Genomic DNA, 16,612 nt, shown 5'->3' with positions numbered 1-16,612 from the left:
CCGCACCGCCACGCCCAAGACCGCCACCGGAGCAGCCGCACGTCCATCGGGATCGACCCAGCGGACCGAGGCGCAGCAGAACTGCCCCACCTGCCCCCCGCCATGCGACTGAAGCAGCAGCATATCGCAGAGCGGTTCACGCTCGGGTGCGCGATTGCGCTGACGCTGGCGACCCTGGCGGCATGCACGGCGCCCCCGCCCGAGCGGGACGAGGCGATAACCTGTTCCAGTCCTGCCGAGCCGGAAAAGACGAGCGCCGCACCTGCCAAAGGTCCGAGCGCCAGCACGCAGCGGTCGGACGGTGCACAATCCGATTGCCCCACTTGCCCGCCGCCTTGTTGAAGTCTGATTCAGCTCCGCTGAGTCGCAGCACCGGGCCGGAGTTCAGTCCAGCTTCTTGAACTTCGCCAGCGCCGCGAACGGACCAGTCGCTTCTTCGTTCAGTACCCCGGCATCGCGCAGTGCCGCCTCCGCGCCCGGGCTGCGCGGGAATGGGTCGAGCGCCAGTGCCAGCGTCTCCGCCGCCGCCTCGCCCAGGTCGATCGACCCGCCGGTGTAGAAGACCGTGTCGCAGTCCTCGTCCGTCAGTTCGACCTCATCGGCCATCGCCTCTCCCTCGGGAAGGAAGCGGATCGCAAATTCCTCCTCGACGGTAGCGGGGACCGGGTCGCCGGTGACGCTGCACGGCTGCACCACCGCTCCTGACAGATGGCCGCGGGCGAGGATGCCGGTGGCGTCGCGTCGGACGGCCATCTGCGCGACCAGCCGGTCGATCGCGATCAGCCCGAAGCGCCGGGCGAGCGCCTTGCGCTCCTCCGCATCCGCCTCGATCGCCACCCGCCGCTCGCCCGTGCCGATCGCATCCAGCCGTTCGGATCGTGAAAATTCGGGAGTCATTCCGGCAGATCCCCTGTCCGCAAAGCATCGAACGGCGTCGCCGCCAGCGTCACATGCAATGCCCGCAGGCCCCCCACGCTGTGCGTCAGCGCCGCATCACCCGGATCCTCGCCGCGATACAGGTTGCGTAGCAGCGCCGCCGCGAACGCCCCGTGTTCGGCTTCGGGAGCAAGGCCGCTGCGATAAGCGTCCAGCCGCCCGCCGACCAGCCCCATGATCTTGCCTACCCGTTTGCCGACCACGACATCGCCGACGCCGAACTGGCGCAGTTGCGCGTCCATATCGTCGACGAAGCATTCGGTCAGCCGCGCCGCCGTCTCGCCCGCCTCCGGCTCGCTTTCCAGCCGCAGGATCACCAGTGCAAAGATGCTGGCGATCATGTCGAACCGGCCATCGACCGTGTCCGGTACACCGCCCGCCTGATACCAGTGCGGTTCGCGTCCCTTCGCCACGACCGCACGGTACAGCGCGGAAGCGGGATTTTCCGCCTTGCGACCGGTCAGCCGCTGCCACAAAGTCATCGTCTCACTCCAGATGCCCTCTCGGCGCTTGTTTGCCGGGGCCGGGCCGCATATTGAGGGGAACGGCGCGCGATGCAATGCGTGCGCGGGTACCCGTGCTTGGGAGAGTGAGTTTGATGAAGTCCGCCCGTCTCCTGTCCGTAGCGCTGTGCGGCACGATCCTGCTCGGCACCAGCGCCTGTGTTAAGCCGTTGCGCGGCTATCAGGGCTATGTGGTCGATGCGGATCTGGTGAACTCCGTCCAGCCGGGCGTCGACAATCGCGAATCGGTGCTCGCCACGCTGGGCAAGCCGACGCTGACCAGCCAGTTCAATCAGGGCGAATGGTATTATGTGGGCCGCGCGACCCGCAACTTTGCCTTCAACGATCCGAAGGCGAAGGAACAGACCACGCTCCGCATCCGCTTCGACGACAAGGGGACGGTAACCGAAGTTACCCGCACCGGCGCCGAACAGATCGCATCGATCAACCCATCTGACAAGAAGACCCCGACGCTGGGCCGCGAGCGCGGCTTCTTCGAGGATCTGTTCGGGAATATTGGCACGGTCGGCGCGCCCGGCACCGGCGGTGGTGGCCCGGGCGGCCCATAGCCCCGACAAGGCGCCCCGGTGCCTTTCGTTTCGCTGAATCCTTCATTCCCGGCGCGTTCAGTCGCGCTCCTCTAATTTCTCCCTCATGCCGGAACACTGGCACGTGCCTAGGAGGAATTGAGATGAGAAAGTTGATCGCAGCCGCACTGATCGCAACGGTCGCCATGCCGGTCATGGCTCCCGCTGCCGCCAGCGCCCAATCGCGTGGCGAGATCCGCCGCGACCGCCAGGATTTGCGTGAGGAACGCCGCGAGTTGCGCGATGCGCGTCGTAACGGTTCGCAGCGCGAGGTCCGCCGCGAGCGCCGCGATGTGCGCGAAGCGCGCCGTGACGTGCGCGAGAGCCGTCGCGACTATCGCGAGGACCGCAACCGCCGCTGGGGCAATGACGACTGGCGCCGCTATCGCAGCACCAATCGCCGCATCTACGCCCGCGGCAACTGGCGCGCGCCGTTCCGCTATTATGGTTTCCGCGCCGGTGTTCGGATCGCGCCGACCTATTATGGCAGCCGCTACTATATCTCCGACCCGTGGCGTTATCGCCTGCCCCCGGCGGGCCGGTACCAGCGCTGGGTCCGTCACTATGACGATGTGCTGCTGGTCGATACCCGCCGCGGCTATGTCGTCCGGGTGATCCGCAACTTCTTCTGGTGATCCCCGAATTGGCCGCGTCGGCGGATACGCTGCCGACGCGGCCGACACTTGGTTTCGGCCCCGAAAGGGAAAGGACCAGATGCCGAAACGCGCGTGATTCCGTTTGGTTCATCGCGCGTTAGGCAGATGCCGGGCGTCGCCTCTTTTCTCGTGCTCCAGTGGCAATGTGTGGGGTGCAAGGGAATGACGCGGCACCCGGCATCGATATTTGCCCGGCATGGATTCAGCTTCGTTAAATCGCGGCACCGCAACCGTTTCAGCTTTCTGAAACCAGGTCCAAACTCAGCGCACCGTGAACAGCAACTGGTCAACCACCCGCCCGCCCGGTGCAATCAACCGCAGCCGGTGACGCCCCGGCCCCGCCAATACCATCGGTCGCGCATCTGCCGCGCCGAGATCGCGTCCGTCGAGCTGGAGCCTGTGGCCGACGACCTCTCCCGACACGGTAATCGCCATGCGTTGGCGGTCGATCGGGATATCGGGATCGAGCGCATAGACACTGCCCGCCACCGGGCTGACGATGCGGGGTCGTCGCGCGACGGCGGGCGCCGCCGCAACTTCCGCCATCGCGGTTCCCTTCAGGAAATATTCGCGGCGCGGCTGTTCGATATTCCCGGCAAAGCGGATCGTGCGGGCTTCGATCCCCTCGGGCCGTGGCGGTGCGCGACCCGCGCGATCGGCGTGGAGCGCCATCATCACGTCACGCCACACCGGCGCGGCGCCGCTGGTGCCGGAAACCGCACGCATTGGGTCGCCCTCCAGATTCCCCACCCACACGCCGACCGTGTAGCGATCCGAAAAGCCGATGCACCAATTGTCGCGCATCGCCTTTGAGGTACCGGTCTTCACCGCCGCCCAGAACGGCAGTCGCAGTGCCGAATCCATCCCGAAGGTCGATGCGCGCGCGTTGGGATCGGCCAGCATATCGGCGACCAGCCATGCGGCCTGCGGCGTCGTCGTGCCGCGCGGCGCGACGGCCTCCTCACCCTTGCGGACGCGGAGCGGTACCCAGCGGCCGCCGCGCGCCAGGCTGCGATAGGCGGCGACCTGCTCGACCAGCGTCACCTCCGCCGATCCAAGCGCGAGGCTGTAGCCATAATAGTCCCCGCTTTCCGTCAGCCCGCGATAGCCGGTGTCCCATAGCCGGTCGCGAAACGCCTCCACTCCGGTCAGGATCAGCGTGCGGACGGCGGGGACGTTGAGCGATCCTGCCAGCGCCGAGCGTGCGCTGACCGGTCCCTTGAATGCGCGGTCGTAATTTTGCGGCACGTACAGCCCCGACGCAGTGTCGAGTTGAACCGGCGAATCGTCGAGGATCGAGGCCGGGGTCAGATAGCCCTTCTCGATCGCCTGGGCGTACAGAAAGGGTTTGAGCGTCGACCCCGCCTGACGATAGCTCGATGCGCCATCGACCGACGGCGCGGTCGAGGCGCCCCCGATCCCGCCGACCCAGGCGCGAATCTCCCCGGTTTCATTGTCCGCGACGATCACCGCCCCGTCCCGTGCGCGCGTACCGCCCAGCCCGACCAGCTGGCGCCGCAATGCGCGGATCGCGATTTGCTGGATGCGCAGGTCCAGCGTGGTCTCGACGCGCAGGCCCGGCTCCGTCAGCATCCGATTGGCCAGATGCATGGCCAGCCCGGGGTCCAACGCCAGGCTGCGTGCCGGGCCGAGCATCGAGGCGGCCGCGCCTTGGAACCGTGCGCAATCGCTGTCGCGGGAGAGTGCGCAGGCCCGGCGCGCGACGGTCGGTGGGCCGGCGGCGGGATCGGGCAGCAATGCCGCAAGCAACAGTCCGTCGTCGCGGGTCAGCGCATCGGGCGTCTTGCCGAACAGACCGAGCGCGGCGGCGCCGATCCCCTGTGCCTCGCCGCGAAACCCCGCAAGGTTGAGATAGGCTTCGAGGATATGGTCCTTGCTCCACCCGCGTTCGAGCGCGGCACCAGCGCGCATCTGGCGCAATTTGTCGACGAGCCCGCGCGATCCGGGGGCGGCGAGATCGGGCGAGAGATAGGCCGCGACCTGCATCGACAGAGTTGAGGCACCGCGTGCGCGTTTGCCCTCGATCCGGTCGCGGATCGACCCGGCGATCGCCCACCAGTCGATGCCGTCATGGTCGCGGAAACGGCGATCCTCGGCCTGGGAAATCGCCTCGACCGCTGCGGGTGCGATCTTGTCGAGCGGCGTCCAGCCGAGTCGCCTTGCCTGGAAATCGACGCGCGAGCTATCGAGTAGCCGCCCCTCGCGGTCGTAGAGCCAGGCCTCCGACGGCTTCCACCCCGCCACGGTCGCGCGATGTGAGGGCAAAGGCGGGGGCAAGGTCGCCCAGTCGATCGCGACATGGATCGCGGCAAGCGACAGGATCGCGGCAATGGCGATGCGCGGGCCGGTCCACCAGGCGCGGTGGGTGGGCGCTTCGAGGCGGGCCCAGAGGCGCCGGAATTTGATCCTTGCCAAACGGGCCAACGCCTTCAGCGACCGGGGAGATACGACACTCACTCCATCGTCATCCCCGCGAACGCGGGGACCCATCTCCTGCCGGTATGGCAACCGCAGCGGGACGGTTGGGGGTCGTGGGGAAAATGGATCCGTGCGTCCGCCGGGATAATGCGTGAAGAAAAAGCATCACCGCTGCGCCACCACCATCGGCTGGTTCGGGACCGCCGCACGGATCTCCGGCGAATACATCGCCTCGACCCGGCTCGGCGGCAGCTGGAGCCGTCCGGCCGCATTCAGCCGCATCGCATAGCTGACGCTATGCGTGCCGCGCGGCAGCCACGCGAAATAGCCGCGCCAGGCGTCCTTGCCCCGCTCGACATAGCTGGTCCGGCCGCTGTCGGTGCCCTCCGCCAGCATCTCCGATTGCCCGCCGAGCGACCCCAGCACCGTCGCACCCGCCGGAACCGGATCGCTGATCACCACCCAGTTGCGATCGGCGCTCGCCTCGACTGTCAGCGTCACGCGCAGCACGTCACCACGCGTCAGCACGCCCTTGGTCTTGGCCTGAACCACCTCGACCTTGCGGGTCAGCTTGTAACCGGCATTGAGCGGCTGGGTCAGCGGCACCGCCGCCCGGGCCTGTACTGTCGCCCATGGCCCCGCCCCGCCGGACTGGCTGAGCGCCAGCGGCGTCTGCGCCTTGGGCAATGCAAAGACGAAGCTGCGTTGCGGATCGGGCAGCGGCCAGCCGCGCGTCACGGTCCGCGCCCCCAGCGTCGCGGTGGTGACGCCCGCTACCTGTTCGGCGGGATAGACGCTCGCAAAGCGCCGCGCCGCGATCACGCCCCAGGCATTGGCGGTGGTGGTATCCCAATGGCCGCGCTGCTGACGGAGCGCCGCGCCGACCATCATCTTCGGCCCCTCGCCCTGGAAGGACGGGCGTCCCAGCGTCGCGGTCAGCGCCTTGAGCACCGCCTCGTCGCCCGATGCCATCAGCCACCAGGGGGTGTTCGACTTGTCGGAAAGGTCGATCCGGGTGCCTTCATACACCAGTCGGGTCTTGAGCACATTCTCCGCCGCCGCACGCAACTGCGCGCCGTTGGCGAGGCCCGGCACCTTGCCGAGCGCGGCAAGATAGTCGGCGAGCGTCGAGGTCGGCATGTCCTGTGGCGTGATGCCGAGCTGCCCGAGCATCGCCGCCGATGCGGCGCCCTGCCGCGCCAGTGCCGCGAAGGCCGCGACCTTTTGCAGCCGCACATCGCCATAATCGTCATGCCGCAACCGCCCGTCCAGCACCGCCTTGAGCGCGTCGATCATCTTCGCACGCGGCCCGTCGGGGATCGGCAGCCCCGCCTCGGCGGTGATCGAGAGGATGTAGCTGGTCAGCGCCTCCGACCCGCGGAGATTTTCCGACGGGAAGTAACGCAACAGCCCATCACGATCGAGATAGACGGGCAGTTCGCCTGCCAGCCGGTTCCACGCACCCATATCGCCCAGCGCCACCGCCTTCGACGTGCGCTGCTCGAAACAGCCATAGGGATAGGCAGCCATATAGTCGCGCACGCCCTGGAGCGGCGGGACCAGCGTATCGGTCAGCCGGACGGTGACGTTGCCGATGCCCGGCAACGCCCCAGCGGGCGGCTGGATCGCGATCGGCCCGCCCTCGCCCACCCGCACCAGGCTCGCCGCCCAGGTTTCGACCGGCACCGCAGGTGCAATTTCCTGCGCCACGGTGATCGAATCCGCCGCCTTGCCGCTCGCATCGCGCGCGGTGACCTTCCACTGGAGGCGATCGAAACCGCCGGGTGCGGTAAGATTCCACGCGATCGGCACCGCGCCGCCCGCCGGGATTTTGACCGTGAGGTCGCGCCCCGTGGCGACGCGCGGCGACAGCTCGACCTTGGCGGTCACCTTCATCGGCTTGTCGGAGCCATTGCGCAGCGTGAATCCGGCGGAGAAGAAGTCGCCGTCGCGCACCAGCGGCGGGATGCCCGCAAAGATGCTGAGATCCTGCGCGGTCCGCACCGCCGCTTCGCCCATGCCGAAATTCTGTCCCCCCTCGCCCAGCGCGATTGCGACCAACTTGAACGCGGTGAGCGCATCGCTCAGCGGCACGTCGACCTGTGCGCGGCCCTGCGCATCGAGCGGGACGGTGCCGCGCCACAGCAACACCGGCTGGAAATTCTCGCGGTTGAGCGCGGACAGGTCGCCGCCGCCACCGCCGCCGGCCTCCACCGCCTTGCGGCCATAGTGACGCTTGCCGACCACCTGGGTCTGCGCGGTTGAGGTGAGGACCGAAAGCGGCCGCTCGCCCATCATCGCCTTCAGCACGTCCCAGCTTTCGTTGGGGGCGAGCTGGAGCAACGCCTCATCCACCGCGACGAAGGCGACATCGGCACTCGGTGCCACGCTGCCATCGGGGTTCTTGACCTCCAGTGCGACTTTCGCTGTGTCGCGCGCGGCATAGCGTTCCTTGTCCGCCTTCACGGTCACGCCCATCCGATGGCCTTCCCAGCCGACCTTGATCCGCGCCATGCCGAGGCGATAGCTCGGCTTGGCGAGATCGACCGTCGCGGTCGGCTTGGCACCCTCGCGCGAGAAGAAGGGCAGGTTCCAGCGGCGCGCCAGATCGGACCACCACAGGCTCCACCCGCCGATGCGTCCGCGCACCGCCATGACCGAGACATAGACGTCGGGGGCATAGACGCCCTTCAGCGGCACCTCGACCACCGGGTTTTCGCCAGACAATTCGGTCACAAAGCTCGACAGCACGCCCTCGCGCTCGACCGTCACCAGTGCGGTCGCCTCGCGGAACGGCATTCGGACCTGGAAGCGCGCGGTATCGCTCGACTTATACTCCTGCGCCTCGGCGATCACATCCATCCGGTCGCCATTGTCGCCGCCGAACCACCAGTCGTCCTCGCCCGCCAGCCAGACCGAGGTTGTTGCGCGCGCGACATTGCCGCTGCCGTCCTGCGTCGTCGCGACCGCATAGACCTCGCCCGACACGCCCGGGTCGATCTGGCATTGCGCTAGGCCCAGTTCGTCGGTGGTCGCCGAACAGGATGCGCCGATCTTCGTCGTGCGCATGTTGTTTTCGTAGGCGTAGAAGCCGCCGATCAGCCGCCGCCGTGCGGTCAGAATCTCGCGGCTGTAGAGCGCGACCTGCACCCGTTGGCCCTTGATCGGCTTGCCCTGCGTATCCAGCGCGACGAAGCGCAGGCGCAGATCGTCCTCCTTCATCAACCAGCCATCGGTCTTGATGCCCAGCTGCACGCCCGAACTGTAGATCGGGATCGCGCGCGACGCGGTGAGCACCTCGCCATTGGCGTCCTGATAATCCATCTCGACGCGCATCCGCGTGTTCCCGTCGAGCGTCTGGGGAATTTCGACGCTGGTACGCGCGGTTCCGTCCGCGCCCAGCGTGACGGGGATGGTCTGCATCGGCGGGAGCTGCATCGCATCCTCCTCGCCATCGCCGTTGAGCGGCTTGGTCCCCTCCTCGATCGCGCGACCGCCGAAATTATAGCCACGATAGCCATCGGGCGCGTCGAACCGGTCATAATAGCCGATGCGCAGCTCGACCGGCAGGTTCGACGCCCCGCCGCCCGACAGATAGCCGACGAAAAGATCGACCGGCAGCGTGCCCGGCTTCACCGCCGCCTCCTTCGGCCCCGCGACCGACGCCTTCATCGTCGGCAGCTTATATTCGTCGACCTTGATCGACTGGCTGGTCCAGACCGTCTCTTCCTCGCCCGCCTTCGCGCCGGGTCTGACGAATTGCAGGTTATAGTCGCCCATCGGCGCCCCCTGCGGCACGTTCCACTGCGTCTCCCCGGTTCCGGTCGCGCTGATCGTAACGGGCAGTTCGAACTGGGTGTCCGATCCGCTGTGCGACAGGCGCAACTTGCCCGTGAACCCCTTGGGCGTGACGAAGCCGCTCGCCACCGGGCGGCGCAGCACATGCTTCATGTTGACGCGTTCGCCCTGACGGACCAGCGCGCGGTCGAACACCGTGTGGACGATCTCCTCGGCCGCCTGATAGCCATAGGGCAGGTCGAAATCATAGGGGCGGATGCCCTCTCCCCACGCCGTCAGCGTGAAGCTCATATCGTCGCCCTTGCGCGCCGAAACCATCAGCGGATGCGAGTCCTCGCTCTCGCAATTGCCCCAGCTTTGCGGCTCGGGAACCCCGTCCACCACAGACAGGCGACCATATTGGTCGGTCTGGCCGGTCGCCAGCGGCTGTCCGGTGCAGCTGTCGGTGACCTTGACCGCCGCCCCAGCAACCGGCTTGCCGCTGTCGAGCGCAGTCACCCAGACGAGCGAGCTTTCGCGGCCCCATTTGAAATGCACCGCCATGTTGGTGACGAGTGCGCCCGCTGCCACGTATCGCGGCGCATCGCGGCCGAGCAGCGCCTGGCCCAGTTGGGGCGAGGCCAGTTCGACGACATAGAAACCGGGCTTGCCAAGCGGAATGCCGACGACCTCCATCTCCTTGCCCTTGGCAGGCAGGCCGATGTTGAGCGGGGCGCCCAGATTGCCTGGCAGGATCGATTTGGCACCGGTCTGGTTGATCCGCACCTTCATGCCGCGGCGTTCGATCTCGTCCGACTTGTAATCGTCCGCGTCGTCGATGGTGCGCAGCCATTTGGCGATGACCCCGTCGGCGGCATCGACGCGCATATGCTGGCCCACGACGGTCAGCCCCTTGCCCTGCAAGGCGGGTTCGACATTGCGGACGGTGACGGGCAGCACCCCGCCCTCCTTGGCTTCGAGGATGCCGAAGGGAGCCGCGAATTTCACCAGCGGCGGCGCCTCGTCAAAGCGGACCTCAAGCGGGAAGCGTTCGCCATTCGACAGGGGGCGGCCGCTCTCGTCCTTGATGTCGGCGGGCAGCACCAGCTTCGCGGCGGTGGCAGCGGGGAGCGGCCCTTCGAACTTGACGTCGCTGATCGTGTTGGCCCGCTTGTCCTCGTCGGAGAGCCTGGGCGTCAGTTTCTTGCCATCGGGCAGCTCGATGCGGATCGCCTCGGCGCTCTCGCGCGGGATACGCGCGGTGAAGCGGACCCAGGCTTCCTTGACCGGATTGCATCCCGCCTGCGGGTTCACCCGCGAGCATTCGAAGCGCGCAGTAAACGGCTTGCGGACGGTGAAGTCGAAACGCTGGTCGGCGCCTGCGGTCTTGCCGCCCGCCCCGGCGATCGATGCACCCCAGACAAGCGAAACGTCGCGTCCGGGCGGCAACGGGCGTCCGCATTTGAGCGCAACGACATTGGCGAGCACCTTCGCCCGGTCCTCGGCCTTTTCGGGCAGCGTCTCGGCCATCCCCGAATCGCGCAGGAAGCTACGGACTTCCCAGCGTTCGGGGTTCAAATCCTGGAGCAGCTTCCCGGGAACACTCGCATCAAGCAGCTCGACCGGAATTTTCTCGCCAATCCCCTCGACCGCGCAATAGGCGCCCCGGGCAATCGACTGGCGCGTCGCGGGCATGTTGGTGCCGATCAGGAAGACCTGATCCTCCTCGATCTCACCGCCCCAGCGGCTCGGCAACATGCCCTTGACCGTCGGGCCGCCCGCATCGATGGTGAAGCTGCTCGCGCCGGTGACTCCGTAACCCGACAGGCTCTTGAGGCGGGACTTGAGTTCGACCTGACAGGTGGTTCCGCCGGGCAGCGGGTCGGCGAATTCCCAGACATAGGTCTGCTGGTCCACCCAGCGCCCCTCGCCAGCGACGGCGCATTTGACGTCGATCGGCGAAGCGGCGCGCGGGTCGCCCAGCGGCACCATCGCTTGGTTGAACCGGATCGTGTAGCGTTCGATCGCGCCATCGCCCATGCCGGGGGTGGCGAGCACGACCTGAGGGCTGGAATCCCCCCAGGCGGCAATCGGCGCGAGCGCCAGCGCCAATACCGCAGCAACGCGTGCGAGGTGCTTCATCGAACCCTCCCCCTAGCAGGAGCCGGGAACCTACCGGCCCCGTTACGGTCGAGTCCAGAGACAGGTTTGCAATGGCGTCGATTTCGGACGCCGGAATGCGACCTATTCGGCCTCAGCGTCCTCCGCCCGACCCTTGAACCCCTGCGCCACCACGAACCATTCGACGGAACCCTTGCGGCTCGACGGCGGCTTGGCGTGCTTCACGGTGGCGAAGTTGCGCTTCATCTCGGCGACGAACTTGCCGTCGCCGCCGCTGGCGAACACCTTGCTGACAAAGGTACCGCCCGGCGCCAGCGTCTCGATCGCGAACTGGAACGCCGCCTCGACCAGGCCCATGGTACGCAGCGCGTCGGTTTGCGGGTGGCCGACGGTGTTCGCAGCCATGTCGGACATCACCAGATCCGGGGCGCCGCCCAGCGCCTCGATCAGCGTGTCGGGGGCCGCGTCGTCCATGAAATCCATCTGGAAGATGGCGACCCCCTCGATCGGATCGACGGGCAACAGATCGATACCGACGACCGCGGCCTTGGGACAGGTACGACGGACGACCTGGCTCCATCCCCCGGGCGCAAGGCCGAGATCGACGACGCGCTTCGACCCTTTCAGGAACGCGAATTTCTCGTCCAGCTCGATCAGCTTGTAGGCGGCCCGGCTGCGATAGCCCTCTGCCTTCGCCTTCTTCACATAGGGGTCGTTGAGCTGCCGTTCGAGCCAGCGCACCGACTGGCTGGTGCGTCCGCGCCCGGTGCGCACGCGGACATGACCGCGGGTTCCGCCCCTGCTCATTGCCGCCCCCTCATTGCTGGCGCCCGTTCATCAGGCGGCGCAATATGCCCTCACGAATGCCACGGTCGGCGATGCCGAGCCGTTGCGCGGGCCAGATGTCCATGATCGTCTCCAATATTGCGCAGCCCGCCACCACCAGATCGGCCCGCTCGGCGCCGATGCACGGAATCGCCGACCGCCCGGCAAGGTCGAGGTCGGCGACACGGCGGCTCACAGCGCGCATCGATGCCGACGGGACGATCAGCCCGTCCACCGCCGATCGGTCATAGGAGGACAGGCCCAGATGCACGCTCGCCAGCGTCGTCACCGTACCGCTGGTGCCCAGCAGGCGCGGCGTTCCCGAAATGGCGGGCAGCCGCGCAACAAAGGGTGCGAAGGCGTCCGCCACCGCTTCGCGCATACGGGCATAGGCAGCTTTACGCGCATCTTCGTCCTGGTCGCCGGTCAGGCCCCGCGCCTCGGTCAGCGAGACGACGCCCCAGGGCGCGCTGTGCCAGTCGAGGATGCGGGGATGCGTCCCGGTCGAATCGACCATCACCAATTCGGTCGATCCCCCGCCGATATCAAACACCAAAGCCGGGCCATCGCCCGGCTCCAGCAGTGCGTGGCAGCCCAGCACGGCGAGCCGCGCCTCTTCCTCAGCGGTGATGATGTCGAGCACGATTCCCGTCTCGCGATAGACGCGCTGGATGAATTCGGCGCCGTTTGTTGCCTGCCGGCACGCCTCGGTCGCGACCGATCGCGACAAAGCGACGTTGCGGCGGCGCAATTTGTCCGCACAGATGCGCAGCGCCGCGATCGTGCGCTCGATCGCCGCATCGGAAAGCCGCCCGCTCGACGCCAGCCCTTCGCCCAGGCGGACGATGCGCGAAAAGGCGTCAACCACGGTAAAGCCCGACCCGTTGGGCCGCGCGATCAGCAACCGGCAATTATTGGTTCCAAGGTCGAGCGCCGCGTAATGGCGCGCCTCTGGCCAGCGCGCGCGCGCCATGGTCGGGGCAGTATGTGGGGCCGGGCGGGCCGGGCCTTTGGCCGGCGGGCGCGGCATCCTGGCGGAGCCTTCCCCCATGCAACAACTCACTTATGTTCTTCCGTCACGGCCGAAATAGGCCGCCGGTGCTTGAAGCCGACGCTAGCGCAAGGGGTGGGCCGGAGCAAGCGATCCGCCCCCAGCTCTACGGACCACTACCCTATTGACCCCGCGCGGCTCCCCGCCTAGATGCGCCCGCCTGTCAGTGATGCCCTGTCGTCTAATGGTAAGACTACGGACTCTGACTCCGTCAATCGTGGTTCGAATCCACGCGGGGCATCCAATCTCACGCTCATCCTGCCTACCCTAAGTCACGGCGAAGACCGCCAGCGGGATGGCTGCGGGCGACTTCGCCTACAGCGATGCGGCTGCGTCTATTGCAAGCAATTGGAATAAGGCTTGCCCGTTCGCTCAATCGGGCGATGATCGCTTGATGCGCGACCAGATCTCAACAAGTCGACCACATGAAAAGTCCCATCGCCGCTATCTAGCGCGGCGTCGACGGCGAATCCTTGTCGGCGAAGTCGGCCGCTTCTTGTTCAGCGCGTCAATGCTGCGACAGATGCAGGAGTATGTGCGGATTGCTCCCGTCCGCCGTGAGCTTGTGGACGAATTCGGTCGCCCACGCGGGATCAAGGACGTCTATCTGGAAGTCCGCTCGCGCTGTAACAGCACATGCAGCTTCTGCCTCGCCAGCGTACACACCGACACGCGCCCCGACCGGAGCATGAGTATCGAACTGTACCGGCGCATTGTTTCCGAGCTGAAGGAAGCAGGAGCGGACGGCATCCTCAGCTATCATTGCATGAACGAGCCGCTGCTCCACCCCCAGCTGGCGGAATTCATACGCATCGCAACGCGCGAACTCCCGCGGATGAGCACGCGCATCATTACCAACGGTCGAAAGCTTACCCCGGCCACTGCCAAACAACTGGTGGAAGCGGGTACGAGCCGGATCCACATCACTGCCTATATGAAAGACGTCCGGGAACCGCTCGACGCGCATTTTCAGCGCCTGCTGGCAGAGATGCCGGGCTATTCGGGACCTACCGACCCGTGGTCGGCACAATGGACTTGGGGCGGTACCTATTTTCAACTCGCACGTCAGGAACTTACCGAGGTACGCGATAATCTCGGTGGCCTCTCACCCAACGCGCCCGAATTGACAGGCAAATATTGGGGGTTTTGCGAGTTTCCCTTCCGGTCGGTCTTCATCGACGCAGAAGGCAAGCTCGGAAAATGTACATGGGATTTCGGGTTTACCGATCCGGTCGGTCATATGGCCAATGGCAAGATCGAGGATGAGTGGCGTAACGGAGGGCTGGTCCCGCTACGCGAACAGCTGCTGCGCGGGGACCGATCCGGCCTGAATCACTGTAACAGCTGCAATTTCGCCGGCACCTGCCGCCGCAATACGAAACGAACCTTGCTGCAGAAGGTCGTATCGTATCTCGTTCCCGAACATTGATTGGGCCCCGAACATTGATTGGGCAGAGGGCAGTGGCGCCGCCGGGTCGGACCCGGCGGCGCCACGACCTCACTCCCCGGTCGGGAATCCGCGGCGCTCGAACAGCGCCTTGACGTCGGGATCGCGGCCGCGAAATGCCTTATAGGCTTCCTTGCGGTCGGTCTCGTTGCCGGTTTCCAGCAGGACGGTACGGAACTTGTCCGCCGTCGCCTTGTCCCAGACATTGCCCGTTTCCTCGAAGGCGGCCCAGGTGTCGGCGTCCATCGTCTCCGACCAGAGATAGCTGTAATAGCCCGCCGAATAGGCATCGGACGAGAAGAGATGGTTAAATTGCGGCAGGCGGTGTCGCATCACGATCTCCTTCGGCATACCGATGCGCGTCAGCGTGTCGCGTTCGAAGGCGTCGGGGTCGGTCACCGGCGTCTCGCGATTGTGGAGTTGCATGTCCACAATCGCCGATGAGAGATATTCGACCGTGTCGAAGCCCTGATTGAAGGTCGCCGCCTTCTCGATCTTCTCGACCAAAGCCGCCGGGATCACCTCGCCGGTCTTATAGTGTTTGGCGAAGCGGTTGAGCACGTCCGGCGTCAGCAGCCAGTTCTCGTTGACCTGGCTGGGATACTCGACGAAGTCGCGCGGCGTGCCGGCGAGGCCCGGATAATAGACCTGGCTGAGCAGGCTGTGCAGCGCATGGCCGAATTCGTGGAACAGGGTCGACGCGTCATCGATGCTGATCAGCGTCGGCTCGCCTGCTCCACCCTTGGTGAAATTGTTGTTGTTCGACGCCAGCACGATCTTGTCGCCGCGCAGGCCCGAACGGCTGCGATAGCTGGTCGCCCACGCCCCCGAGCGCTTGCCCGCGCGGGCGAAGTTGTCGAGGTAGAAGACGCCGATCGTCTCGCCCTTGCGCTTCACCTCGAAGGTGCGGACATCGGGGTGGAAGACCGGAATCGTGCCGGTATTTTCCTTGAATTCGAGATCGTAGAGCCGCCCGGCGGCGTAGAACATGGCGTTGACCATGTTGTTGAGCTCGAGATACGGCTTCACCTCGCTCTCATCGAGATCGTACTTCGCCTTGCGGACCTTCTCCGCATAATAGCGATAGTCCCAGCCCTCGATCGTGATCTTCGGCCCCTTGCCCGCCGCCGCTTCGGCATCGGCGAGCGCCTGCATGTCGGCAACTTCCTGTTTCACCCGGCCGACCGCGGCGGGCCAGACCGACATCATCAGCTTCGTCGCATTCTCCGGCGTTTCGGCCATCGTGTCGTCCATGCGGTAATGGGCATGGGTCTTGAAGCCGAGGACCTTCGCGCGCTCCTGACGCAGCTTCAGGATCTGCGCGATCGTCGCATTGGTATCGTTCGCGTCGCCATTGTCACCGCGGTTGATATAGGCGTTGTACACCTTCTCGCGCAGCGCGCGGTTGGTGGCATACATCAGGAAGGGCTGCATCGACGAACGGGTGTTCTTGACCGCCCATTTGCCCGCCTGGCCACGCGACTTGGCCTCTTCGGCGAGGCTCGCTTTGAAGCTGTCGGGAAGCCCCGCGAGATCGGCCTCATTGTCGATGATGATCGCGGTCTCTTCGTCCGCCAGCACCTTGCGGCTGAACTCGGTATAGAGCTTGGCCAGTTCGCCGTTGATCCGCTTGACCTCCGCCTTCTGCGCCTCGTCCAGCAGCGCGCCCGAGGTGACGTAATCGCGATATTCGCGTTCGAGCAGGCGCATCTGCTGGGCGTTGAGGCCGAGCGTCTCGCGTTTGTCGTACAGCGTCTTCACCCGCGCGAACATCTTGGGGTCGAGGCTCATTTCGGTGAAGAAGGCCGAAAGTTTCGGGCTCCATTCACGCGCGATATTCTGGACCTCGGGGCTTGCGAGGTTGCTGGTATAGACGCCCCAGACCGGGAAGATGCGTGCCAGGGCGGTCGTCGCCTTGGCGGGCGCCTCGATCGTGTTGGCAAAGGTAGGCGCTTCGGGATTATCGCGGACCTTGGCGAACATCGCGCGGGCTTCGGCCATGCCCTTTTCGAACGCCGCCGGGAACATTGCCGGAGTCACCTTGTCCCACTGGGGAACGCCTTCGAACGGGCCGGGCCATTTGTCGAGCATGGGGGCGGGATCCGGTGCGGTGGCGGCGGGAGTGGCGGTTTGCGTCTGCGCGGCTGCGGGCAGCACGGCGAGGAGCGAGGCGGTGGCGAGCAGAATTGCGCCGGAAACGGGCTTCATCAAATTCCCCTGGAATTGGTGTGATAGCGGGATGATACGCCATCGATCCGGGTTGGCAAGCG

The 16,612-nt window shown here is 66.1% G+C and carries 10 protein-coding genes and 1 tRNA gene; 4 read left to right on the top strand and 7 right to left on the bottom strand.

Going from position 1 to position 16,612, the window contains the following annotated elements; translation table 11 throughout:
* Positions 1 to 384 precede the first annotated feature (384 nt).
* Positions 385 to 897, bottom strand: a complete 513-nt coding sequence (locus FPZ54_RS17390; RefSeq protein ID WP_145849079.1) for a YceD family protein — start codon at positions 895 to 897, stop codon at positions 385 to 387.
* Positions 894 to 1,418 carry a ubiquinol-cytochrome C chaperone family protein gene (locus FPZ54_RS17385; protein ID WP_145849078.1) on the bottom strand — a complete coding sequence of 175 codons (525 nt, stop codon included), beginning with the start codon at positions 1,416 to 1,418 and terminating at the stop codon, positions 894 to 896. The genes FPZ54_RS17390 and FPZ54_RS17385 overlap by 4 nt, the downstream gene beginning before the upstream one ends.
* Before the next feature lie 116 nt (positions 1,419 to 1,534).
* Between FPZ54_RS17385 and FPZ54_RS17380 the strand changes: the two genes are divergently transcribed.
* Together FPZ54_RS17380 and FPZ54_RS17375 are read left to right on the top strand one after the other, a co-directional pair.
* Positions 1,535 to 2,008: an outer membrane protein assembly factor BamE gene (locus FPZ54_RS17380; RefSeq protein ID WP_186456820.1), complete on the top strand. Its 474-nt coding sequence runs from the start codon at positions 1,535 to 1,537 to the stop codon at positions 2,006 to 2,008.
* 122 nt (positions 2,009 to 2,130) lie between these two features.
* Positions 2,131 to 2,661: an RcnB family protein gene (locus FPZ54_RS17375; RefSeq protein WP_145849076.1), complete on the top strand. Its 531-nt coding sequence runs from the start codon at positions 2,131 to 2,133 to the stop codon at positions 2,659 to 2,661.
* A 282-nt stretch (positions 2,662 to 2,943) separates the two neighbouring features.
* Here FPZ54_RS17375 and pbpC read toward each other — a convergent pair whose 3' ends face one another.
* The 4 genes from pbpC to FPZ54_RS17355 all read right to left on the bottom strand — a co-directional run bounded on the left by pbpC (position 2,944) and on the right by FPZ54_RS17355 (position 12,895).
* Entirely contained in the window at positions 2,944 to 5,040 is a 2,097-nt protein-coding gene (pbpC, locus tag FPZ54_RS17370; protein WP_239019828.1) for a penicillin-binding protein 1C, read from the bottom strand.
* Positions 5,041 to 5,286: 246 nt separating this feature from the next.
* Complete coding sequence (locus FPZ54_RS17365) at positions 5,287 to 11,040, bottom strand: alpha-2-macroglobulin family protein (RefSeq protein WP_145849074.1); 5,754 nt, start codon at positions 11,038 to 11,040, stop codon at positions 5,287 to 5,289.
* A 102-nt stretch (positions 11,041 to 11,142) separates the two neighbouring features.
* Positions 11,143 to 11,826, bottom strand: coding sequence for an RlmE family RNA methyltransferase (locus FPZ54_RS17360; protein WP_145849073.1), 684 nt, complete (start codon positions 11,824 to 11,826; stop codon positions 11,143 to 11,145).
* Between the two features lie 10 nt (positions 11,827 to 11,836).
* The gene (locus FPZ54_RS17355; protein WP_186456819.1) at positions 11,837 to 12,895 is read right to left on the bottom strand and encodes a Ppx/GppA phosphatase family protein; all 1,059 of its coding nucleotides are present in this window, start codon (positions 12,893 to 12,895) and stop codon (positions 11,837 to 11,839) included.
* Positions 12,896 to 13,065: 170 nt separating this feature from the next.
* On the opposite strand from FPZ54_RS17355, the gene FPZ54_RS17350 reads away from it, so the two are divergent.
* Together FPZ54_RS17350 and FPZ54_RS17345 are read left to right on the top strand one after the other, a co-directional pair.
* Positions 13,066 to 13,139 (top strand) — tRNA-Gln (locus FPZ54_RS17350).
* A 51-nt stretch (positions 13,140 to 13,190) separates the two neighbouring features.
* Entirely contained in the window at positions 13,191 to 14,324 is a 1,134-nt protein-coding gene (locus FPZ54_RS17345) for a radical SAM/SPASM domain-containing protein (protein ID WP_145849071.1), read from the top strand.
* Between the two features lie 69 nt (positions 14,325 to 14,393).
* Here FPZ54_RS17345 and FPZ54_RS17340 read toward each other — a convergent pair whose 3' ends face one another.
* The gene (locus FPZ54_RS17340; protein WP_145849070.1) at positions 14,394 to 16,550 is read right to left on the bottom strand and encodes a M3 family metallopeptidase; all 2,157 of its coding nucleotides are present in this window, start codon (positions 16,548 to 16,550) and stop codon (positions 14,394 to 14,396) included.
* Positions 16,551 to 16,612 lie beyond the last annotated feature (62 nt).

The organism is Sphingomonas suaedae, from assembly GCF_007833215.1.
GTDB classification, from domain to species: Bacteria; Pseudomonadota; Alphaproteobacteria; order Sphingomonadales; family Sphingomonadaceae; genus Sphingomonas; species Sphingomonas suaedae.
The sequence above is the reverse complement of the archived record's forward strand: the minus strand, read 5'-3'. Positions and strand labels throughout refer to the sequence as shown.